Annotated in this window: 21 protein-coding genes; 9 read left to right on the top strand and 12 right to left on the bottom strand. The window is 69.7% G+C overall.

The window, feature by feature from the left end; translation table 11 throughout:
• Positions 1-109: 109 nt before the first annotated feature.
• The 5 genes from LDL49_RS08600 to LDL49_RS08580 all read right to left on the bottom strand — a co-directional run bounded on the left by LDL49_RS08600 (position 110) and on the right by LDL49_RS08580 (position 6,468).
• Complete coding sequence (locus LDL49_RS08600) at positions 110-775, bottom strand: hypothetical protein (protein WP_225290408.1); 666 nt, start codon at positions 773-775, stop codon at positions 110-112.
• Between the two features lie 886 nt (positions 776-1,661).
• Positions 1,662-3,197 carry an MFS transporter gene (locus LDL49_RS08595; RefSeq protein WP_225290407.1) on the bottom strand — a complete coding sequence of 512 codons (1,536 nt, stop codon included), beginning with the start codon at positions 3,195-3,197 and terminating at the stop codon, positions 1,662-1,664.
• Positions 3,198-3,341: 144 nt separating this feature from the next.
• Entirely contained in the window at positions 3,342-4,409 is a 1,068-nt protein-coding gene (locus LDL49_RS08590; RefSeq protein ID WP_225290406.1) for a zinc metalloprotease, read from the bottom strand.
• Positions 4,410-4,486: 77 nt separating this feature from the next.
• On the bottom strand, positions 4,487-4,738 hold the full coding sequence (locus tag LDL49_RS08585; protein ID WP_225290405.1) for a DUF3039 domain-containing protein: 252 nt from the start codon (positions 4,736-4,738) through the stop codon (positions 4,487-4,489).
• 119 nt (positions 4,739-4,857) lie between these two features.
• The gene (locus LDL49_RS08580) at positions 4,858-6,468 is read right to left on the bottom strand and encodes an MFS transporter (protein ID WP_225290404.1); all 1,611 of its coding nucleotides are present in this window, start codon (positions 6,466-6,468) and stop codon (positions 4,858-4,860) included.
• A 153-nt stretch (positions 6,469-6,621) separates the two neighbouring features.
• Here LDL49_RS08580 and LDL49_RS08575 point away from each other — a divergent pair, with 153 nt between their 5' ends.
• Positions 6,622-7,233 (top strand): TetR family transcriptional regulator, encoded by a 612-nt coding sequence (locus LDL49_RS08575; protein WP_225290403.1) that lies wholly within the window; start codon positions 6,622-6,624, stop codon positions 7,231-7,233.
• 168 nt (positions 7,234-7,401) lie between these two features.
• Here LDL49_RS08575 and LDL49_RS08570 read toward each other — a convergent pair whose 3' ends face one another.
• Complete coding sequence (locus LDL49_RS08570; RefSeq protein ID WP_225290402.1) at positions 7,402-7,980, bottom strand: YqgE/AlgH family protein; 579 nt, start codon at positions 7,978-7,980, stop codon at positions 7,402-7,404.
• A 121-nt stretch (positions 7,981-8,101) separates the two neighbouring features.
• On the opposite strand from LDL49_RS08570, the gene LDL49_RS08565 reads away from it, so the two are divergent.
• On the top strand, positions 8,102-8,650 hold the full coding sequence (locus LDL49_RS08565; RefSeq protein WP_225290401.1) for a hypothetical protein: 549 nt from the start codon (positions 8,102-8,104) through the stop codon (positions 8,648-8,650).
• A 104-nt stretch (positions 8,651-8,754) separates the two neighbouring features.
• Here the strand turns inward: LDL49_RS08565 and LDL49_RS08560 are convergent, their stop codons facing one another.
• Positions 8,755-9,366: a TetR/AcrR family transcriptional regulator gene (locus LDL49_RS08560; protein WP_225290400.1), complete on the bottom strand. Its 612-nt coding sequence runs from the start codon at positions 9,364-9,366 to the stop codon at positions 8,755-8,757.
• Between the two features lie 67 nt (positions 9,367-9,433).
• On the opposite strand from LDL49_RS08560, the gene LDL49_RS08555 reads away from it, so the two are divergent.
• Positions 9,434-10,813, top strand: a complete 1,380-nt coding sequence (locus tag LDL49_RS08555) for an MFS transporter (protein WP_225290399.1) — start codon at positions 9,434-9,436, stop codon at positions 10,811-10,813.
• A 301-nt stretch (positions 10,814-11,114) separates the two neighbouring features.
• Here the strand turns inward: LDL49_RS08555 and LDL49_RS08550 are convergent, their stop codons facing one another.
• The 4 genes from LDL49_RS08550 to LDL49_RS08535 are packed head-to-tail and all read right to left on the bottom strand — an operon-like array spanning position 11,115 to position 14,693.
• Positions 11,115-12,524, bottom strand: a complete 1,410-nt coding sequence (locus LDL49_RS08550) for an NAD-dependent malic enzyme (protein ID WP_225290398.1) — start codon at positions 12,522-12,524, stop codon at positions 11,115-11,117.
• Positions 12,525-12,580: 56 nt separating this feature from the next.
• Positions 12,581-13,210 (bottom strand): cytidylate kinase-like family protein, encoded by a 630-nt coding sequence (locus LDL49_RS08545; RefSeq protein WP_225290397.1) that lies wholly within the window; start codon positions 13,208-13,210, stop codon positions 12,581-12,583.
• Positions 13,211-13,219: 9 nt separating this feature from the next.
• Positions 13,220-14,158, bottom strand: a complete 939-nt coding sequence (locus LDL49_RS08540; protein WP_225290396.1) for a tetratricopeptide repeat protein — start codon at positions 14,156-14,158, stop codon at positions 13,220-13,222.
• Positions 14,142-14,693 (bottom strand): MarR family winged helix-turn-helix transcriptional regulator, encoded by a 552-nt coding sequence (locus tag LDL49_RS08535; RefSeq protein WP_225290395.1) that lies wholly within the window; start codon positions 14,691-14,693, stop codon positions 14,142-14,144. Before LDL49_RS08535 ends, LDL49_RS08540 begins: the two co-directional genes overlap by 17 nt.
• A 232-nt stretch (positions 14,694-14,925) precedes the next feature.
• Between LDL49_RS08535 and LDL49_RS08530 the strand changes: the two genes are divergently transcribed.
• From LDL49_RS08530 to LDL49_RS08520, 3 genes are all read left to right on the top strand, one after another.
• Entirely contained in the window at positions 14,926-16,287 is a 1,362-nt protein-coding gene (locus LDL49_RS08530; protein ID WP_225290394.1) for a hypothetical protein, read from the top strand.
• A 27-nt stretch (positions 16,288-16,314) separates the two neighbouring features.
• Positions 16,315-16,986 (top strand): DUF4230 domain-containing protein, encoded by a 672-nt coding sequence (locus LDL49_RS08525; RefSeq protein ID WP_225290393.1) that lies wholly within the window; start codon positions 16,315-16,317, stop codon positions 16,984-16,986.
• A 151-nt stretch (positions 16,987-17,137) separates the two neighbouring features.
• Complete coding sequence (locus LDL49_RS08520) at positions 17,138-17,290, top strand: hypothetical protein (protein ID WP_225290392.1); 153 nt, start codon at positions 17,138-17,140, stop codon at positions 17,288-17,290.
• 113 nt (positions 17,291-17,403) lie between these two features.
• On the opposite strand, the gene LDL49_RS08515 is transcribed toward LDL49_RS08520, so the two are convergent.
• The gene (locus LDL49_RS08515) at positions 17,404-18,588 is read right to left on the bottom strand and encodes an acetyl-CoA C-acetyltransferase (protein ID WP_225290391.1); all 1,185 of its coding nucleotides are present in this window, start codon (positions 18,586-18,588) and stop codon (positions 17,404-17,406) included.
• Between the two features lie 84 nt (positions 18,589-18,672).
• Between LDL49_RS08515 and mce the strand changes: the two genes are divergently transcribed.
• From mce to LDL49_RS08500, 3 genes are all read left to right on the top strand, one after another.
• Positions 18,673-19,122, top strand: a complete 450-nt coding sequence (mce, locus tag LDL49_RS08510) for a methylmalonyl-CoA epimerase (protein ID WP_225290390.1) — start codon at positions 18,673-18,675, stop codon at positions 19,120-19,122.
• Between the two features lie 166 nt (positions 19,123-19,288).
• A complete protein-coding gene (locus LDL49_RS08505; protein WP_225290389.1) occupies positions 19,289-20,587 on the top strand; it encodes a DivIVA domain-containing protein in 1,299 nt (432 codons plus the stop codon).
• A 141-nt stretch (positions 20,588-20,728) separates the two neighbouring features.
• On the top strand, positions 20,729-21,814 hold the full coding sequence (locus LDL49_RS08500; protein WP_225290388.1) for an AI-2E family transporter: 1,086 nt from the start codon (positions 20,729-20,731) through the stop codon (positions 21,812-21,814).
• Positions 21,815-21,827: the final 13 nt, after the last annotated feature.

Genomic DNA, 21,827 nt, shown 5'->3' with positions numbered 1-21,827 from the left:
CTTCGCTGTCTCACAGTGACCCAAGAGTAATCGGGCCCACCGACAAGACGTGCCGTGCACCGGGGATCCTGGCCAAGCTCATCCTTGCGTGCTAAGGGGCGTACGGGGCTTATCGCACACTCGACATCACCGCGTCGAGCGCCTGCCTTCGGGTGGTTTCTTCGGGTTGGAGCAGGCCGACGAGCAGCACCGCCTTGCCGTCCCGGTTGAGGAGTGTGACACGGAGGTAGGCGGGTGTGTTCGCCACATCCTGGTATTGCGCTCGTAGCGCACGCGTGTGTCCTTGTGGGAGGACTTTGTCCTCCACGATGTCGACCTTGTCGCCTTTGAGCAGCAGCCTGGAGTACAGCTCCGCCGCGTCCTTGGTGGCCTTTGTCACATCGGCCACGGACTCGGCGACCGGCCTGGCCATGACGAGCGCACCGTCGCTCCGGACAGCCGAAGTGAATCCGGTCACAGGCGGCACCCCGGCCGCCTGCCATCCGGCCGGCAACGTGATCGTCACCCCCGCCCGGGAGTCGCTCAGCCGCGCCGTCGCGGGCGCTGGAACGACCAGCCGCAGCACGACCATGACCAGCGCCGCGATCAGACCGGTGGCCAGGAGCCCGGCGAGCACCGCCCCGGCAGGCCGCCGCCACCGGCGCCCCCGTACCCGCCCCGAAAGGCCGGGATCGGCGGGCACGCCGTAGTGGCGGGCGGACGGGGGCAGGGACTCCCAGGGCACCTGCGGATCGCCGTCGTCCCGCTCGAGCCCTCGCCCGGCGGTGCGCCACAACCGCGGATTCCAGAGATCCTCCGGCTCGTCCCCCTCCTCGCCCTCGGGATCTCCTCTTCCGTGCCACGAATACCCCCCGCCGACCTCATCATCGTCGTCTGCAGCCCCCCGCCGCACCCACCCGAGCCTCCCGGCCAGGGAATTTCGCCGCGCCGCCCGATCCTCAGATACGGGGTCCCGCTGTGAGGACCCGTCCTCGCGCATGGGGTTTCGCCGCACGGCCCCGCCATCGCGCAGCGGGTCCCGCGTGGCCCCGCCATCGGGTTGAGGGTCCCGCGTGGCCCCGCCATCGGGTTGAGGGTCCCGCGCGGCTCCGCCCTCGCGCAGGGGGCCCCGTGGAGCCCCGTCCTCACGCAGAGGGCCGCGCCGCGAGTACCCGTCATCGCGTACGGGCTCCCGCCGCCCGACCCGCGGGTACGGATCCCCGCCCCTGCGCCCCGGACTCGGTGCCACCTCGCGCCGCTGAGGCGCCGTACCAGATGACCTCTGAGGCACCGCGTCCGGCGACCCCTGAGACGCCGTATCGGACGACCTCGCCGTGTCGGACGACCTCTGAGACGCCGTGTCGGACAACCGATGCGGCGCTGCGTCCGGCGACCGCTGTGGCGCCGTGTCCGGCGACCGGTGCGGCGCCGTGTCGAATGACCACTGGGACTCCGTGCCAGATGACCCCTCGGGCTGGGGGTCAGATGACCCCTGAGGCTCGGTGTCGTCGGACGGAGGGTCAGAAGGTGTGCGGCGGTGCCTGGCGCCCGAGCCCGGCGGCCAAACGCGGCGATCGTCCTCCATGACACCTCCTGCCCGCTGTCCTATCACTCCTGCCCGCGCGGGTCCGGCGTTCCGTGATCGCTGTGACAGGAGGGAAAAGAATCACCTTTGAACCGGGTCAGCCGGAACGAGTGCGAGAGGCGAGAAGGGTCGCGCCGAGGGAGATGGCCGACATCAGACAGCAGATGACTACGAAGCCCCGCGCGATCATCCCCGGGCTGTGCCCGATGACGTTGATCAACGCGCCACCGACACCAACCGCCAGCGCGGAACCCAGCATGTCCGTCACGGAAAGAGCGGCGGAGTTGGCCCCCTGCTCATTGACCGGCGACTGCTTGAGCGCCGTGACGCTGACCGTGGTCATTCCTGTGCCCATCCCGAACCCCGCCACGATCCACGCCGGCACCGCGACCCAACCGGTGACCCCGGGCAGGACCGACAGCAGCCCGAGCAACACCCCCGCCATGACGCAGGCGGCTCCCATCCGGATCCGCCTGTGCGGCTCGACCGAGCGCCTGCTCTGCAGGTAGGACCCGGTCGACCAGCCGAGGGCCCCGGTCGTGAGCGCGATGCCCGCCGCCGTGGGGCCGAACGATTTGACCTGCTGGAGGGCGAGGGGAATGAAGGAGTTCACGCCGAAGAAAGCCGCCGAGAACAGGCCGCGCATCATGATCGTGGTCGGCAGCCCCCGGCTGAAGCGCAGCGCGCCCGGCGGCAGCAGCTTGGCCAGGCCGTACCCGAGGCAGGCCAGCCCGACCAGGACCGCGGCGGCGCTCGGCACCGGCGAGACATGAAGCTTGTCCACGCCGTACAGCAGCACGCCCGCCCCACCGGCCGCGGCGGTCGCGGCCACGGTCATCGCGAACGGCCTGGAACGCGCCCCCTCCACCGATCCCCCACCCGCCCCAGACGAGCCGGATGAGCCGGGCAAGTCCGGCAAGTCGGCCGAGCCCGTGTCCCCGGAGGCGTGGGACGCGCCGGCATGCTCAGAGGTGCGCGACTCCGAGGACTCGCCCGAGTCCTCGGAGGCGTGAGAGGCGTTCGGCTCGTGGGCGGGCTTGTTCAGGGCGGGGACCAGCATGACCAGGGCGGGCACCACGAGCGGGATGATCCCGAAGAACACCCACCGCCACCCCAACGTGTCCGCCACGAACCCCGCCACGGCCGGCCCGACCATGGCGGGCACCACCCACGCCGCCGACAGTCCCGCGAACACCTTGGGCCGCACGTCGGCCGGATAGACCCGGGCGATCATCACGTACACGGCGACGATCGTGCATCCCGCGCCGAGCCCCTGCACGCCCCGCGCGGCCAGGAACAGCACCTTGGTCGACGCCGCCCCCGCCAGCCCCATCCCGACCACGAACAGCACCACTCCGAGCAGGAACGGCATCGTGTAACCCCGCCGGTCCGACCAGAGCCCGGACACCACGTTCGCGAACAGGCTGGCGATGAGGAAGGCCGAGAAGCTCAGGCCGTAGAGGTCGAGCGCGTCGAGTTGCTGGGAGATGACCGGCATGACGACGCTCACCGACATGCCCTCGAAGGCGATCAGCGTGATCACCAGCAGGATGCCGATCGTGGCCGTTCGATAAGCCGAACCGAAGATGCGAGGTTGATCGTACGGAGTGTCGAGTGCCTTCGGTGCTGTCACCCAAACATCCTAGTTGTGCCGCTATTTCAGGACGACGCACCAGCCAGCGCGGCACACATGCCAAGGCCACGCCCAGGCCAAGGGCACACACAGGTCAACACGACGTACACGCCATAGCAACGCACATGCCCGCGCGACGCCCCGTCAGAGGGCGGACAGCGAGCCGCGGCCCCGGTAGACGGCCCACATCTGGTGCATGCGTTTCGCCTGCTCAGCCGTGAACTCCCACATGCACCGGTCATGCGCGTAGTCCATGTAGTTGTGGATGGGGTCCGGGCCCCGCTCCGCGCAGGTCTCCTTGAAGTCGGGGCAGCCTTCCGTGGGCTTGGCCTCGGGCGGGGTGTCGGTGATGCCGTCGCCCGGGTACGCGCAGCCGTTCTCGAAAGTGTGGAACAGACCGAGCCAGTGGCCGATCTCGTGTACGCCGGTGTAGCCCCGGTTGTAGTTGACCAGCGCGCCACCGGGCAGGCTGCGCCAGTCGATGACGACGCCGTCGAGGGTGGGGCTCTCCCCGTACCAGTAGGGGTAGGTGGAGAAGCCGAGGACGAGGTCGCCCAGCTGACCGATGTAGAGGTTCAGGGTCTCGGGGCCGCCGCGGCGCAGGGCGGACTTCATGGCGCGCTCGTTGCCGATCGGGTCGATGAACCAGGAGGCGTCCTCCTTGACCGAGATGCCGTCGAGGCGGAAGTGCACCCCGGTGGCGGCGCCGCCCAGCGCGCCGCTGTAGGCGGAGTTGAGCGCGTCGATCTGCGCCCTGACGTCGGCGTTGGAGGCCCGCCTGACGCCATCGGTGAGTACGTGCACCCAGGTAGGAACGATGACCTCGTCCGGGACCGTCACCCCGGCGAGCCGCTGGGCGAGCTCGGTCAGCACCTGCTCCACATCCCGCAGCCTGGGCTGCCGCGGCCCCGAGGACCGCGGATCATCCCCCTGCCCCGAAACCGGCCTGCGCGCCCCACCAGCCCCACCGTCGTAGGCCACCCCGGACGCGCCCTCCTGGGCCGCACCGGACACGCCTTCGCGAGCCGCACCGGACACGCTGTCATCGCGGGCCGCGGGGCCATCGTGGGCCGCGCTCAGACCCACCTCACGCGGCGAGTCCGGAGCCGAGCAGTCAGGTACGGCCCGCGCCCCGGAGGCGGGACGGAGCGGCGGTGTGAGCCCGGCCGCGAGCAGGCATGCCAACGAGACGGCAGTCGCGCGCCGGGCCATGCAATCCCCCGTTACGGTATGAGTAGGTTCGCATGCAGACCGTAGCTCTACCGTGGGTGATCACACGTGATCAACACTCACTCGTTGTTGTCGTCGCCGCCCGACGGCAGCCCCTCGTAGATTTCCTTGCACTCGGGGCACACCGGGTATTTCTTGGGATCGCGGCTGGGCACCCAGACCTTGCCGCACAGGGCCCGGATCGGCGTGCCGGTTACCATGCTCTCGGTGATCTTGTGCTTGTCCGCGTAGTGCGCGAACCGCTCATGATCGCCGTCGCCATGCGACGTCCGCGGGGTGGTCTCCTGCTCAGGGAGGATCTTCGTGCTCACGCCACCGAGTCTATGCCCGCCTCCGAGCGCGTCTTCCCGGCCGAGATCGTTCCGCCCACCCCTTGGACACGCGTACGGCCCCCGCCACCAGGCGAGGGCCGTACGGATGACAAGAAGGCTCAGCCCATGTGCACCGGCGCGCCCTCGGTCTTGCGGCCGCTCTTGACGAACAGCGCCAGAATCGCGGTGAGGATCGCCACGCAGGTGCTGACCAGGAAGGCCAGGTGCATGCCGTCCATGAACGCGTTGTGCACGGCCCCGCCCACCAACTGCTGGAGCTGCTGTGGGGTGCCGGCCGGGAGCCCGCCGAACGCGGCGGCCTTCTCCAGCAGCGACAACTGCTCCACCGGGATCCCCTTGGCCGCCGGGCCGAGGTAGCCGGGCAGCTTGCTGGAGATCTCGGACGCCATGACGGCGCCCAGGATCGCGGTGCCGAGCGCGCCGCCGACCTGCATGGCCGACTGCTGCAGACCGCCCGCGACACCACTGAGCTGGATCGGGGCGTTGCCCACGATGATCTCGGTGGCGCCGACGAAGACCGGCGAGAGACCGAACGCCAGCAGTACGAACGGGATGCCGCTCTGGATGAACGAGGCGTCGATGCTCAGCTGCGACATGAGGAACATCGCGGCCGCGGTGATCAGCAGGCCGGTGGCCATCGTGATCTTCGGGCCGACCCTGCCGATCATCATGCCGGCGAGCGGCGAGGCCACGATCATGCCGGCGCTCATCGGCAGCATGCGCAGGCCCGCCTCCAGCGGGCTCAGACCGTGAACGCCCTGGAAGAAGAAGCCGAGGAAGAACATCGCGCCGAACATGGCGAACGCCACCATCATCATCAGCACCGTGCCGATGGAGATGGACGGGTTCTTGAACAGCGACAACGGGACCAGCGGCTCCTTGGCCCTGCTCTGCCAGAAGATGAAGGCGGCGATGAGCACCACGAACCCGGCGATGAAGGCGAGCGTCGTGCTGTCGCCCCAGCCCCACTCGGGGGCCTTGATGATCGTCCAGACGAGCGCGAACATCGCGCCCGACAGCAGCACCACACCGAGCCAGTCGATCCTGGCCAGCGACGGGATGCGGTTCTCCTTGATGAGGAAGATGCCCAGGACCAGGGCGATGATCCCGACCGGCGCGTTGATGAAGAAGACGGACTGCCAGCTGACGTTCTCGACCAGGACGCCGCCCACGATCGGGCCGGCCGCGCTGGACAGGCCGATGATGGCGCCCCAGGCGCCCATGGCCGCGTTCAGCTTCTCACCAGGGAAGGCACCGCGCAGCAGAGCAAGGGCGGCGGGCTGAAGCAGGGCACCGAACAGGCCCTGCAGCACGCGCAGAGCGATCAGCGCGCCGACCGGCGACAGGCCCGGAACGATGTCCGACAACTGCTGGCTGAGGCCGATGCCGATCGAGGAGAGCGCGAACCCCGCGACGCCGATCAGGAAGACCCGCTTGTGTCCGAACAGGTCCCCGAGCTTGCCCGCCGTGATCAGGAACACCGCCAGCGCCAGCAGGTAACCGCTGGTCACCCACTGCAGATCGGACAGCGAAGCGCCCAGATCGTGCTGGATGGACGGGTTGGCGATGCCGACCACTGTGCCGTCGAGCATCACCATGATGACGCCCAGGCAGACCGCCAGAAGCACCAGCCATGGGTTGCCGCCCCCGGTCCCCGTCTCCCTGGGGCCGGGCGACGACGGCGCGTCGACCGTCCTCGCGTGAGCCATGAAGTCCCCCTCAATGCCGCCCCATAACGGGGCATAAGTCACTTAAGCCTCAGGTAATCTATGGCAGTCCATGACAGATGACAAACGAGTTTTATTTGTCGGACTATGACTTATGGCACACTATGACAGGAAGGTTTCTAGGGAGTGACGCAAGTGGGTCTAAGGGAACGCAAGAAGGAGAAGACGCGCCTGGCGATCCTCGACGCCGCGCTCGACCTGTTCCTCGAACAAGGGTACGACTCGACCACCGTGGACCAGATCGCGGGGTCGGTCGAGATCTCCCCGCGGACGTTCTTCCGCTACTTCACCAGCAAGGACCATCTCGTGCTGTGGTACCACGACCAGGGCGAGGAGATCATGCAGGAGACGCTGCGGAGCCGCCCCGCCGACGAACCCCCGTTCACCTCGATGATCCACGCGGTGCGCGCGGTCGCGCACGACATGGAGGACTCAACACCCGAGGACACGGCGAGATTCCTGAAGTTGCGGCGGCTTCTGGAGGAGAATCCGCGCCTGGTGGGCCTGTCCGTCGCCAGAGGCTCGGAGACGGAGCGCCGCCTGGCCGTCGAGATCGCCGCCCGTAGCGGCGTCGACGTGACCACGGATCAGCGTACGCACCTTATCGTCGCGTTCGCGATGTCGACGCTCCGGGTCGGGTTCGACTGCCCGCAGCCGGACGTACCGGACATGCGGATACTCGTGGACCGCATGGAGAAGACCCTCGAACTCGCCCAGAACGCCTTCCGCCCCGGCTGGGACGTGTAGCCGCACCGACCACGGACGTCTGGTGATCGCACGGGTTCCCTCGGCGGCCCGTCGCGGCTCGGGGCCCTTCGGGGGACACTCCTCCCGGAGCGAGGAAGTAGACGGTCCGTCATGGCAGGGGCCCCATAGGGGGATGACCCGCGCGGCGAACGTCCGTCGTCAGTGCGGCTAGTTCAGCGTCGGGTCGTCCGGGCAGGTCGCCACGAAGGCCAGTTCGCCCGGTTGCCGCCGCAGGACGTTCCGCCACAGGGAGCCGGGGTCGGTGTGGAAGGTGTCGCCCACCTCCGAGTCGACGACGTACCAGGCTCCTTCGGCGATCTCGCTCGCCAGTTGCCCGGACGTCCAGCCGGCGTAACCGGCGAAGATCCGCATCTGCGCGATCTCGCCCTGCAGGATCTCGGGCGGCGCGTCCAGGTCGACGGTGCCCAGGCGGGAGACGGCGGGCGTGCCCGCGTGCAGCCTGCGCCAGCCCAGCGGCTCCTCGCCGCTCGGCACCGCGGCCAGCGCCAGCGCGCTGTCGGTCTGCACCGGACCACCCTCGAACAGCACGGGCGGCCCGGTCACCAGCGGGTCCCACACCGGCAGCACCTGCGTCACCGAGATGTCGCTCGGCCTGTTCAGCACTACGCCGAGAGTGCCGCCGTCGAGGTCGTGTTCGAGGATCAGCACGACGCTACGACGGAAGTTGGGGTCGTCGAGAAGCGGCGTCGCCACCAGTAAACCGCCGACGTAGATCGCTTCCGCCATACCTCCATCATGAAGGGTCAACCCCACATCTCGCTCCCCCACCACCTGGATGTTACTTTCTGTAGTCATACGGGCACTATAGGTACCAAAGATCGCCATCCTGCGGGCTCGGGAGGAGCTAATGCGCATCGCGAACCGTCGCACGCTCGCCCTCCTGCCGCTCGGCGCGTGGTTGCTCCTCCCCGCGACGGTGGGGGCCTGGGCGGGGGCGTCCGATCCCGGCGACCCGTTCACGATGTCCGCCGGGCGGCCCGACTGCAGGAGCGGGCAGACGCTGGTCACGTTGCGCAACCAGACCCGGCAGCTGGCCCGCTTCGACCTCAAGGCCGACTCGGCCAGCGTCGCCACCGGCTCCATCCCCGCCCGCAAGTCGGTGACCAGGAAGATCCACGTCGGCCGGGGCCACAGCATGGAGATCGAGGCGTTCTCGGTCACCGCCGGCCACCCCGACACGCTGATCGACTCGACCCGGGTACGGAACACCTGCCCCGGGCACCAGAGCCGCCACCTCCCCCGTACGGGCCGCCACCTCCCCCGGACGGGCCGCCATCTTCCCCGCACGGGCCCGCCGACCGACCTGCTCGCCAAACTCGCGACGGCGGGTGGACTGCTCCTCACCGGCGCGGTCTTCTGGTGGTACAGCTCCATCTGGCCACGCGGGTCCTTCTGATCCCGTACGACTTGACCCCCATACAACCCGACCCCGGACGACCTGATCCCGCACGGACCTGATCCCGCGCCTGATCAACTACTGCGAGGCGACCGGCAAGGTCGTCAATCGATGAACGCCCCGTTGCGAGCCGCCACCAGAGCGCGCGTCGCCGACCGTTCGGCCGTCGCCTTGTCCACCGGCTCCTTGGTGACCAGCAGGCGGTAGTAGAGGGGGGCCGAGATCGCCCGGATGACCTCGTGGCCGTCCGTGCCCTCCGGGAGCTCGCCGCGCCGGATCGCCAGGTCGACAGATTTGCCCCACTCCCTGATCCGGCGCTCGTAGAAGGTGCTCAGGGCGGCCGCCGCCTCCTTGTCGCAGGTGGCCGCCGCGATGACGGCCTGCAGCGTGGCGCCCAGGCGTTCGTCCGTGATGGCGGCCAGGACACTCAGGGCGTTGGCCCGCAGATCCTCCTCGATGCTGCCGGTGTCCGCGTGCGCGGCGGACTGGTCGGCCAGCTCCGTCATGAGATCGGCCACCAAGCCCGCCGCACCGGCCCAGCGGCGGTAGACCGTGGTCTTCCCGACGCCCGCCCGGGCGGCCACCGCGTCCATGCTGAGGCCGTGGAAGCCGTGGAGCACCAGCTCGTCCTGGGTCGCTTCCAGAACCGCCGCCCGGACCCGGGCCGTGCGGCCGCCGGGGCGCACCGTTCCCGCCAAACGGGAATCCTGTTCCATTAAGGCTCCTTAGCGTGCTAGCGTCATCCTCATCTTAACGGAACTAGAGACCCATTAGGGGGATGACATGACCGTGACCTTGCAGGCCGTCCGGATGACCGGGCGGCAGCGGCTGGTCCTGGTGCTGTTGCTCGGCTCCCAGTTCATGCTCGCCGTCGACTTCTCCATCCTGAACGTCGCCCTGCCGGTGATCGGCGCCGGACTCGGGTTCGAACTGGCCGACCTGCAGTGGGTGGCGACCGCGTTCGCGCTCGCGGCAGCCGGGTTCACGTTGCTGTTCGGGCGGATCGCGGACCTGTTCGGGCGGCGCCGGTTGTTCCTGGGCGGGATGGCGCTGCTCGGGCTCTCCTCGCTGGCCGGCGGGCTGGCCACCTCGCACGGCATGCTCCTGGTCGCCCGGGTGGCCCAAGGGCTGGCCACCGCCGCCGTCACCCCGGCCGCCCTGGCGCTGATGACCACCTCGTTTCCCGAAGGGCCGCTGCGGGCGCGGGCGCTGGGGCTGAACGGGGCACTGATGTCGGCAGGTTTCACCTCCGGCGCGATCCTGGGCGGGCTGCTGACCGATCTGCTGAGCTGGCGGTGGGCGTTCTTCGTGAACGTGCCGGTCGCGCTCGCCGTCCTGGCCGCCGCCCCGGCCCTGCCCGCCGAGAGCCGCCTCGCGGACCGGCCCAAGATGGACCTGCCGGGCGCGGTGACGGTGACCACGGGCCTGCTGGCCCTGGTGTACGGGCTCACCCGCGCGGGTGAACACGGCTTCGCCGACCCGGCCGCGATTGGCGGGCTGCTGGCGGGGGCGGGGCTGCTGCTCGCATTCTGGTTCGTCGAACGGCGGGCGCAGGCACCGCTGGTGCCGGTGACGATCCTGGCCAGGGCCTCGGTGAAGTGGGGGAACCTGGCGGGGTTGGTCGCGTTCGCCACGGAGACCTCGCTGGTCTTCCTCATGACCCTCTACCTGCAGAAGGTCCTCGGCTACTCGCCCCTGGCCACGGGGCTGGCGTTCGGCGTGCTCGGGCTCGGCACGGTACTCGGCGGGCTCGCGGCCCCGCGCGTGCTGTCCCGCCTCGGCAACCGCAGGACACTGGCGACCGGCTTCGCGGTGCAGGCCGCGGCGACGGCGGCGCTGGCTCTGCTCGGCCCGGAGGCGGGCTGGATCTGGCTCCTCCTGGTGGCCACCTTCGTCGGCGGCATCGGCAACATGCTGGCGATCGTCGCGTTCATGGTGACCGCCACCTCGGGCCTGCCCGGCTCGGAGCAGGGCCTGGCCACGGGCCTCGCCACCATGACGCAGCAGGTCGGCATCACCATGGGCATCCCGATCATGAGCGCGATAGCGACGGCCGCCATGGGCACGATCCTGCAAGGAGTGATGACCGCGGTCCTGATCAACGCGACCCTGGTCCTGGCCATGGCCGCCCACAGCGCGATCAGAAGGGAAGACCCTTCATGACGTCACGAAGTTAGCCGGCCGCTGAACGTCTTCGACGAGGCGGGCGCCAGGGCCCAGTCACCGACCCCGCGGGCGACAGCGCGGCCGACGCCCAGCCTCACCCTCCGGGCCGACCCCCAACCTCACCCTCCGGGCGGACTACCGCATCATCCCGGCGATCCCGAAAGTGCCGCCACCGGCCCAGAGGACGCCGTAACGGCGCCCGGCCACGCACCGGTCAGCGGCCGTCTTCCTGGAGGCCCTCAACCCCGGTCGGCGGGTGGCGGTGGGAGCGGCTTGCCGTAAAAGAAAATGATCTTTATTAGGCTTCTGTAAAGCCCCTCGCCCGGCCGCCCGCCGAGTCGCGGACGGCGGCGGCCACCGCCGTCGCCACGTCCGGGTGGAACACGCTCGGCACGATGTAGTTGGGTCCGAGCTCCTCCGGAGACACCACGGCCGCGAGCGCGTGCGCCGCGGCCAGCAGCATCTCCTGGCTCACCTCGGTCGCCTGGGCGTCGAGCAGGCCGCGGAACACGCCCGGGAACGCCAGCACGTTGTTGATCTGGTTGGGATAGTCGGAGCGTCCGGTCGCCACCACGGCCGCGTGCTCGCGGGCGTCGTCGGGCGACACCTCGGGCTCCGGGTTGGCCAGGGCGAACACCACCGCGCCGTCGGCCATCGTGGCGATGTCGTCGCCGGTCAGGATGCCCGGCGCGGACACCCCGATGAACACGTCGGCGCCCTTGACCGCCCCGCGCAGGTCGCCCGAGTAGCCTTCGGCGTTGGTGTGGTCGGCGATCCAGCGGAGCGACTCGTCGAGGTCGTCGCGGCCCTTGTGCACGGCGCCGAGGTAGTCGCAGACCACGACGTTGCGCGCGCCCGCCGCGAGCAGCAGGCGCAGCACCGCGTTGCCCGCCGCGCCCGCGCCCGCCATAGCGATCTTGACGCCCTCGATGGGCTTGCCCACCACGCGCAGCGCGTTGGTGAGCGCGGCCAGCACGCAGATGGCGGTGCCGTGCTGGTCGTCGTGGAAGACCGGGATGTCGAGCAGCTCGCGCAGCCGCCGCTCGACCTCGAAGCAGCGCGGCGCGCCGATGTCCTCGAGGTTGATGCCGCCGAAGCCCGGCGCGATGACCTGGACCGTGCGGACGATCTCGTCGACGTCCTGCGTGTCGAGGCAGATCGGCCAGGCGTCGATGCCCGCGAAGCGTTTGAACAGGGCCGCCTTGCCCTCCATGACCGGCAGCGCCGCCTCCGGGCCGATGTTGCCCAGGCCGAGCACGGCGGAGCCGTCGGTGACGACGGCGACCGTGTTGCGCTTGATGGTCAGGCGCCGCGCGTCCTCCTTGTTGCGCGCGATGGCCATCGACACGCGCGCCACACCGGGGGTGTAGGCCATGGACAGCTCGTCGCGGTTGCGCAGCGGCACCTTCGACACCATCTCGATCTTGCCGCCGAGGTGCATGAGGAAGGTGCGGTCGGAGACCTTGTGGATGACCACGCCGTCGACGGATTCGAGCTGGTCGACGATCGCCTGCGCGTGGTCGGTGTCCCTGGCCGCGCAGGTGACGTCGATGCGCAGCTTCTCGTGGCCCGCGTTGGTGACGTCGAGCGCGGTGACCACACCACCCGCCGACTCTACGGCGTGGGTGAGCTGGCTGACGGCCTTGCCGCCTGCGGGCACCTCAAGCCGCACGGTGATGGAGTACGAGACACTAGGGACGGTCGCCACGTCAATTGCTCCTTCGGGACTGACCAAGAAGTTATCCCATGGTAGGGCGGGTTCGGTCAGTCCAGTGCCTCGGCCGCCGTCGCGATCAAATCTACGCACGTCGCCACAGGAATGCTCGTACTATCAATAACAAGGTGATATAGGGACGAATCCCCCGGATCCGCCCGGTAGAAGTGGCGTACGTACGCCGTGCGCGCGCGGTCGTTGTCCTCGACGATCTTGCGCGCCTCGCGCTCGCTGAGCTCGCCCAGCGTGGCGGTCTGCCGCACCCGGCGTTTCAGCGGAGCGTCGAGCCGGACGTGCAGCGCGCCGGGATGGTCGGCGAGCACGAGGGCCCCCGCCCTGCCCAGGAAGACCCCGCCCCGGTCCCGCGCCGTGTCCACGAGCAGGCGTTCGGTACGGCGGACGAACTCCTCCTGCGCGATCGGCATCGCGCCGGGGACGTACATGTCGACGCCGCCGAAGGTGACCGTCGGCAGCCGCATCGCGCCGGACAGCAGCCTGCCGAGGCCGTGTTCGGCCCGGTCGTCGTGGGCCAGCGCCTCCTCCAGCGTGCAGCCGAGCTCCTCGGCGACGGCGCTGGGGATGGCCCGGTCGACGAAGGGCACGCCCAGGCGTTCGGCCACGGCCGGGCCTATGTGGCTACCGGCCGTGCCGTATGTCGCCGAGATCGTGACGACCCGCATATGTCCAGGTTAGAACAGCGCGTTGGACAAAGCTCTACGTGCCTTGGCCAAAGATGGGTCTTCGGCGGGTAGCGCGTCGAACAGGCCGAGCAGGTGGCGCCGGGCCTTGTCCCGGTCGTCACCCGAGGTGCGCTTGACCACGCCGATGATCCGGTCGAACGCCTCGTCGATCGCGCCCGACAGCATCTCCAGGTCGGCCGCGAGCAGCTGGGCGTCGATGTCGGCCGGGTCCTGCAGGCGACGCTGCACGTCGGCCGGGTCGACGTCGGCCGTCCGCTTGATCAGGCCGACGCCCGCCAGCCCCATCTTCGCGTCCTCGTTGGCCGGCGAGCGGGCCAGCAACCGCTGGTAGGCGGCCTCGGCGGCGTCGAGGTCGCCCTTGTCGACGGCCTCCTCGGCGGCCAGCACGTCGGGGTCGGCGGGCGGGCCCGCGGGCTCGTCCTGCTGCTCCCCCACCTCCGCCGGCCGGGCGTCGGGGTTGGCCTGGTAGAACTGCTCGACGGCGCCCATCAGCTCGTCGAGCCAGCGGCGCACCTCCTGCTCGGGCAGCACCTGCTGGAAGCCGGTGACCGCCTGTCCCTGGAAGATGGCCAGCACGGTGGGCACCGCCTGCACCCGCAGCGCCTGCGCGATCTGCGGGCTGCCGTCGACGTTGACCTTGGCCAGGATCACCCGGCCGCCCATGTCGCCGACCACTTTCTCCAGCACCGGGCTGAGCTGGGCACTGCCGGGAGCACGTGGAGACCAGAGGTCGAGGACGACCGGCACGCTCATCGAGCGGTCGATGACCTCGGTAGTGAACGTCTCCTCGGTCACGTCGACGATCGAGCCTGACGCGGCCGCCTGGGGACCCCCGGCCTCCCGCCGGGACTGTGCCTCGAGTGCCTGCTTTCGCGCGCCCAGATCAACGGCTCCGTAGAGCGACCCAGGCCTAGAGAAGTCCGCCATGCTCCTCATCTTGCCGCATGGACGCCGCGGAGAAGTCACCCGCCGCCACCCTCAGCGTGCGCAGCCGGTCAAAGAGCTGCCGCAGCTCGTCCTCGCCGTACATGGTGAGACCGAAGTCCGCCGCCATCAGATCGGCCGTGGCCCGTTGTACGACCTCACGTCCCGCGTCGGTGATCTCGGCGAGCACCCCGCGGCCGTCCTGCGGATTGGGCATCCGGCAGACGAATCCCGACCTCTCCAGCCGGTCGATGGTGTTGGTCACACTCGTCGGATGCACCATGAGCCGCTCGCCGATCTTCCACAGCGGAAGGGCGCCGGCCCTGCTGAAGGTCAGCAGCACCAGGGCCTCGTACCTGGCGAAGGTCAGCTCGTACGGCTTGAGGAGCGAGTCGAGTTGCGACAGCAGGATCTGGTGGGCTCTCATGATCGAAGTGACGGCGGCCATGGCGGAGGAGGCCCCGAAGTGAGCGCGCCAGGTCTCCGCGGCGCGGTCGATGGGATCGAACGGCAGATTGAGCGGCTTGGGCTGCGACACAGCGCTACGGTAGCGCGCCGCTCGTCCTGATTAGTATGGTTACGGAGAGCGATCGGACTCACGGCTTGACCAAGAATCCGGACGTCAATCATCACGCTCCGTTATGGTTCTCGCATCGATGGTGACGCGGAAGCCAAGTTCACTCGCCGTGGGGACCGGCCTGAACCGAATCGCTTCCGCCGCGCCGACACGGAGCACGGGGGGTGCTTGGTGATCTTCAATGGAAAAACGGGTGCGTGAGCACGCGGGCGTTTCACGTGAGGAGTTGAAGCAGAGCGCGGCCGTCACGGTTGCCGTGCTCCTTGCGCTCGGCTTGCTCGCGGCGTGGAGCGTCCTGATTCCTGGCGTAGACGCGTGGGAAAATATCGTGGCCGCGGTCATCGGTTCGCTCCGGCTGACCGGGCCCGTGGCCGCCGCCTTCGCCGCGTGGGTGGCGATGCGCAAGCGCAGAGCGCTGCGCGGCCGCTCACTGACGACCTGGCGGGCGCTGAAGGCCCCGCTGGCGATCGTCGTGGTGGTGCTGGGCTCGTTCAGCGCGACCGTGCTGGTGCTGGCCATCAAGACAGTGCTCACCGAGCAGTCGGGGCGGCTGAGCCTGGCCGGACTCGGCGTGGGCATGGCCGGGCTGGCCCTCTACTCGGTGATCGGGTGGATCACGGGCTGGCTGCTGCCCAGGGCCTACACGCCGCCGCTGGCCGGGCTGGCCTGCTACGGGCTGTTCAGCTGGCTGGCCGGCGGCCGGGGCTGGGCCGACAAGCTGGCGCCCGGCACGGGCGAGCCGTACGACCTGTTCCAGGGGCTCGGCGGCACGGCGTTCCTCGACCAGACGGTCTGGTTGCTGGGCATCGCGGCGGCGCTGCTGCTCGGCTGGGCGGCGGTGGTGACCAGGCAGGCCCTGGTGCTGGCGTGCGCGCTGCTGGCCGTGCTCGCCGCGGGCACGGGGGTGGCCCGGCTGCTGGGCGCGACCAAGCCCGCCGCCGCCCAGGGGATCGCCTACAGCTGCCAGGACTGGCCGATCACGGTCTGCCTGCATCCGGGCATGCGCGCGGGCCTGACCGAGCTGGGCGCGGCCTTCACCAAGATCGCTTCGAGGCTGGCGGGCACGCCCGCCGGGTTCACCCGGGTCGAACAACGGCCGCTGGAAGAGCCCCTGCAGCCATCCGCGGGGCTCGCGCAGATCCACGTGCCGGACCTGTCGGCGGGCTTCGCCGACGAGGCCGTGTACGAGTACGTCGAGTCGCTGGCCGCCAAGTGCCCCGACACGCCCGCCGGCGGCTACCGCGAGATCGTGGTGGCCTGGCTCCGCGGCGAGCCGCTGCCGGGCGGGCCGCTGCCGGAGCACCAGTACGCGGCGGCCTGGTTCTCCGGGCTGAGCGAGCACCAGCGGCGCGAGTGGCTGCGCATGTTCTTCAGCGACTTCCAGGCGTGCAAGCTGTCGAGCACCCATTTCGGCGGCGGGCCCGCGGGGGCCGCAGCGGCTCCGGTGGCGGCCTCGACGGGCTCGCCACAGGTCTATCCGGTCTATCCGAACCCCAGCGACGATGAGGGGTCTGCCGACTGGGGATCGGAGATGTCACCTAAAAGCTGGCAATGATGATCGATCGTCGGGTAGTCAACCGGCATGACGACTTCCCAAACGGCGCCCCCGGCGGTCACCCCGCAGCGGCGCCGCAGGTGGCGATATCTGGCCGGATTCCTGGTCGTGACGGTTCTGCTCGTGGTCGGCGGCCGCCTGGCCTGGACCTGGCTCAACCCGTTCGGTGAGCAGACCATCGACCGCAGCCAGCCGGTGCTCCTGCAGTCCATCAAGGACCTGAGCCGGTTCGAGGCGGCGACCGGAAACTTCCAGGTCGTGGTCGACCTGGAGAAGGACGCCCGCTTCCTGCCCGACGCCATCAAGGGCAGCCGCACGCTGTTCGTGGGAGCGGGCAACGTGGACGCCTATGTCGACTTCTCCGCCATGGCGGCCAACGGCGTGACGGTCTCGAAGGACCGTAAGGAGGCCACGATCCGCCTGCCCCGCGCGCAACTGGAGAAGCCGAACCTCGACAACCGGCGTTCCTACGTCTTCGCCCAGCAGCGCGGGCTGCTGGACCGCGTACAGGGCTTCCTGTCGTCGTCTCCGGACGACCAGCGAGAGCTGTACGTCCTGGCCGAGACCAAGATCGCCGAAGCCGCGGCGGCCAGCGACCTGCGGGCGCGCGCCGACACCAACACCAAGGCCATGCTCGAAGGGATGCTCAAGTCGCTCGGGTTCACCAAGGTGACGGTGAAGTTCGCCGACCAGCCCTAAGTGCCTTAGGTCCTCCGACCGGCGCCCTAGGTATCTCCTCATGTCGCCCTAAGACCACAGATAGGGCATCCGCCCGATGTGGCGGCAGGGGCCTTAGGAGCAATCTTGAAAGTGCCAGGGAAGAGAACCGAAAGAACACGGGAGCATTCGGATGAACGCCGAACTCGAATACGTCGTCATGAAGAACCACGCGGACGAGCTGCGCGAGGCCGCGGCTGAGCACCGCCGGGTACGCGAGGCGCTGAAGGGACAGAAGGCCGAGCGTCGTCACCGCTCGGTGTTCGCCAGATTCCTCTCCTCATGACCACCGCCAAGAAGCCCGGCCGCAACCTCCCTCGCGGCCGGGCCTACCTACCTCCGTAAGCCGAAGGGGTGAGAGCCGAGCTCTCACCCCTTCCGCGTATGCGAAGGACGCGTCTAGGCGGGTACGCGGATGATGAGCGCGTCGCCCTGACCGCCGCCGCCGCACAGCCCGGCCGCGCCCAGGCCGCCGCCCCGGCGCTTCAGCTCGTGGGCCAGCGTGAGCACGATGCGGGCGCCCGAGGCGCCGATCGGGTGGCCGAGCGCGATGCCGCCGCCGTTGACGTTGACCCGGTCGAGGGGCAGGCCCAGCTCCTTGGCCGACTGGAGCACCACGCTGGCGAACGCCTCGTTGATCTCCACCAGGTCGAGGTCGCCGACGCTCAGGCCCTGCTTGGCCAGGGCCTGCTTGATGGCGTTGGCCGGCTGCGACTGCAGCGAGGTGTCGGGCCCCGCCACGTTGCCGTGCCTGCCGATCTCCGCGAGCCAGGGCAGCCCCAGCTCCTCGGCCTTGGCCTTGGACATCACGACCACGGCGCAGGCGCCGTCGGAGATCTGCGAGGCCGAACCGGCCGTGATCGTGCCGTCGGCGGCGAACGCCGGCCGCAGCCGGGCCAGCGTCTCCACGGTGGTGTCGCCGCGAACGCCCTCGTCCTCCTTGACCACCACCGGCTCGCCACGCCGCTGCGGGATCTCCACCGGCACGATCTCGTCCTCGAACACGCCGTTCTTCGTGGCCGCGGCGGCCAGCTGGTGCGAGCGGGCGGAGACCTCGTCCTGCTCCTCGCGGCCGATGCCCAGCCGGGCGTTGTAGCGCTCGGTGGACTCGCCCATCGCGCACTGGTCGAAGGAGCAGAACAGCCCGTCGTGCGCCATCGAGTCGAGCACTTCGGCGCCGCCGTACTTGACGCCCTTGCGCATGCCCGGCAGCAGGTGCGGCGCGTTCGTCATCGACTCCATGCCGCCCGCCACCACAATGTCGAACTCGCCCGCGCGGATGAGCTGGTCGGCCAGGGCGATGGCGTCGAGCCCCGACAGGCAGACCTTGTTGATGGTGAGCGAGGGGACGGTCATGGGGATGCCCGCCTTGACCGCGGCCTGGCGGGAGGGGATCTGGCCGGCGCCCGCCTGGAGCACCTGGCCCATGATCACGTATTCGACGTCCTCCGGCGACACGCCGGCGCGTTCCAGGGCGGCCTTGATGGCGATGCCCCCGAGCTCCACGGCGGGCAGCCCGGAGAGGGCACCGAGCAGTCTGCCGATCGGCGTACGAGCTCCGGCTACGATGACGGACCCAGACATGGCGACGGCCTCCTGTGCACGTGAGGGGTTCTTTGACACCATACCCACGAGTAGGTGCAAGCTCGCTATGGAGGCAGGCCACACATGTTCATGCGGATCGACCACATCGGTATCGCCTGTCACGACCTCGACGCCAAGATCGCGCTATTCTCGGACACGTTCGAGCTGACCGTCGTGGCGCGCGAGGTGAACGAGGAGCAGGGGGTCCGGGAGGCCATGCTCCACATCGCCGATGGCGCCGGTGGGAGCTCCTACATTCAGTTGCTGGAGCCGTTGTCCCCTGACACGCCGGTGGGAAAGTTCCTGGCGAAGAGGGGCGAGGGGGTGCATCACGTGGCGTTCGGCGTGCCGGACGTGGCCGAGACGATGGATCGGTTGGCGGGCAAGGGCGTGCGGCTGCTCGATGAGCGCCCGCGACACGGCTCGATGGGGTCGGAGATCGCGTTTGTGCACCCCAAGGACGTGGGAGGAATGCTCACTGAGCTCGTACAGGCCGCCGAGTCCCCAGCAAACCCCAAAACTGCTCGTATGTAACTAGTCACGCAGATAGTCGGACGGGGCTTCTCAGGCGGCACTGGCGGAGTACGCTGGCTTTCCACCGGACAAGGCGCCTGCCGCGAGGCACAGGCTCCTGGCTCGGCTGTCCCGAACCCCCCGTCCGGCCCGTGTAGCCGTCTCGACAACCCAGGATCGAGCCTCCATGCAGTCCGACATCGACGCCCAGCTCAACAATTTCTTCGAGGATGCCCCAGCACGCGAGTTCGACGTCGTGCTGCGTGGTTATGACCGCCATCAGGTCCACGATCATCTGAAGCAGCTCGACGGTGAGCTCCGCCAGTCCCGCGAGCAGGTGACGTCCCTGCAGCGCGATCTATCCGACTCCCAGCGCCAGTTGCAGGAGCAGGAGCGCCCGACCTATTCCGGTCTCGGCGCCCGCATCGAGCAACTGCTGCGCCTGGCCGAAGAGCAGGCCACCGAGCTCGTCCAGGCCGCGCGGTCCGAGGCCAACGAGATCAAGGCCGCCGCCAAGGTCGAGGCCGCCGACGTACGGGCCGCCGCCGAGGCCGAGGCCGCCGACAAGCGGGCGCAGGCGACGCGTGAGAGCGACGAGATGCGCACCAGCGCCGAGCGCGACGCGGAGGAGACCCGCTCGACCGCTCGCCGTCTGGCCGACGAGCTGACCAACACCACGGAGCGCGAGGTCGCCAAGCTGCGGGCCACCGCCGACCACGAGGTGGCGGAGAAGCGCGCCGACGCCGAGCGTGAGATCGCCAAGCTGCGCACGACGACCGAGCGCGAAGTGGCGCAGCTGCGGGCCTCGACCAAGCGCGAGCGCGACGAGGTGCTGACCACCGCGAAGCGGCAGGCCGACGAGATGCGGGCGCAGGCTCAGCGGGTGCTGGAGGAGTCCGAGGCCAAGCGGGCGCAGGACGAGGCGGAGTTCGAGATCCAGCTCGCGTCGCGGCGCGAGGAGGCCGAGCGCCAGGAGGCCGAGCGCCACGCCACCGCGCAGGCCAACACCCAGAAGCTGGTCGCCGAGGCCGAGCAGCGCGCGGCCACGGCCGAGTCGCGGGCCACGAAGGCCACCCAGCAGGCCGACCAGACCAGGCGCGAGGCCGACCTGCACGCCAAGCAGCTGGTCGCCAACGCCCGCAAGAGCTCCGAGACGATCGTCGCCGAGGCCAAGTCCAGCGCCGACACCATAGTGACCGAGGCGAAGAACGACGCCGAGCGCACGCGCAGCGCGATGCAGCGCCAGGTCGACGAGCTCACCCGCCAGCGCGACAGCATCACCAGCCACCTGGCGCAGCTGCGCCAGCTGCTCGGTGGCGCCGCTCTGCCGGGCATGGAGCCCGAGCCCGCCGTCACGGCGGCTCCGCCGAAGCCGGCGATCGCGGCACCGGCACCGGTCGGCGACAAGCCCGCCGCCCAGCCCGCACCGGCCGCCGCCAAGGCGGAGGCCAAGGGCGAGGACGACGCGGAGTGGTGGCAGGAGTAGCCGTCACACGACCGACTACACGGGGGTGGGCTGACGGCTGAAGAGAGCCTGGTGACCTTGGGGTCGCTAGGCTCTCTTTGTTGTTCCGGACGGCATGTGTCCATGACCGCCGTGGTTTGTCGCAATCCCCAGGAGTCCCCCGTGTCAGCAGAAGCCGAATCCCCTGCCGTGGCGGACGTCGCCAAGCCCCCGCCGTACGCGCTGCCGCTGTCCCGGGGGCCGTTCACGTTCGGGCTGATCGGCGGGCTGGGCGTGCTGACCGCGATCGCGATCGCGCAGATGGTCGTCAGCTCGTTGAGCGTGATCGTCCTGATCGTGGTGGCGATGTTCCTGGCGGTCGGGCTGAACCCGGCCGTGGAAGCGTTGCAGCGGCGCGGGCTGGCCAGGCGGGGAGCGATCTCGATCGTGTTCGCCGGGGTGATCGTGGCGTTCGCGCTGTTCGGGCTGGCCGTGGTGCCGCCGGTGAGCAAGCAGCTGGCCGAGTTCATCGCGGCCGTGCCCGGCTACGTGACCGAGCTCAGCAACCATCCGACGCTCCGGCAGCTCGACGCCGACTACCAGATCCTGCCGAAGCTGGCCACGTTCGTCACCAGCGAGCTGGGGCCCTCGCTGGCCAGCGGGGTCGTGGGGGCGGGGCTGGTGGTGCTGGACGGCGTGTTCACCACGGTGACGCTGCTGGTGCTCATGCTCTACTTCCTGGGCTCCCTGCACACCATCAAGTCGTACATGCTCAAGCTGGTCCCGGCCTCCCGGCGGGAGCGGACCGGTGAGATCACCGAGCAGATTCTCGACGGCATCGGCGGCTATGTCGCGGGCAACGTCCTCATCTCGGTCATCGCGGGCGTGCTGACCTGGATCTTCCTGTCGATCGTGGGCGTGAAGTACGCGCTGGCGCTGGCGCTGGTGGTCGCGCTCACGGACCTGATCCCGCTCGTCGGCGCCACCATCGGAGCGGTGCTGGTGACGGGGGTCGGGCTGCTCCAGTCGCTGCCCGTGGGGATCGCGTGCGCGGTGTTCTTCGTGATCTACCAGCAGGTCGAGAACTACCTGATCTACCCGCGCGTCATGAAGCGCTCCGTGGACGTGGCGCCCGCGGTCACGGTGATCGCCGCCCTGTTCGGCGGCGCGCTGCTCGGCATCGTGGGCGCGCTGGTGGCCATCCCGGTCGCGGCCGCCATCGCGCTGATCATCCGCGAGTTCGTCCTCCCCCGCCAAGCCCGCGCCTGACCGCCCGTCGGCC

It is taken from the genome of Nonomuraea aurantiaca, assembly GCF_020215705.1.
Lineage (GTDB): Bacteria > Actinomycetota > Actinomycetes > Streptosporangiales > Streptosporangiaceae > Nonomuraea > Nonomuraea aurantiaca.
This window is presented reverse-complemented; position numbering and strand designations above follow the sequence as displayed.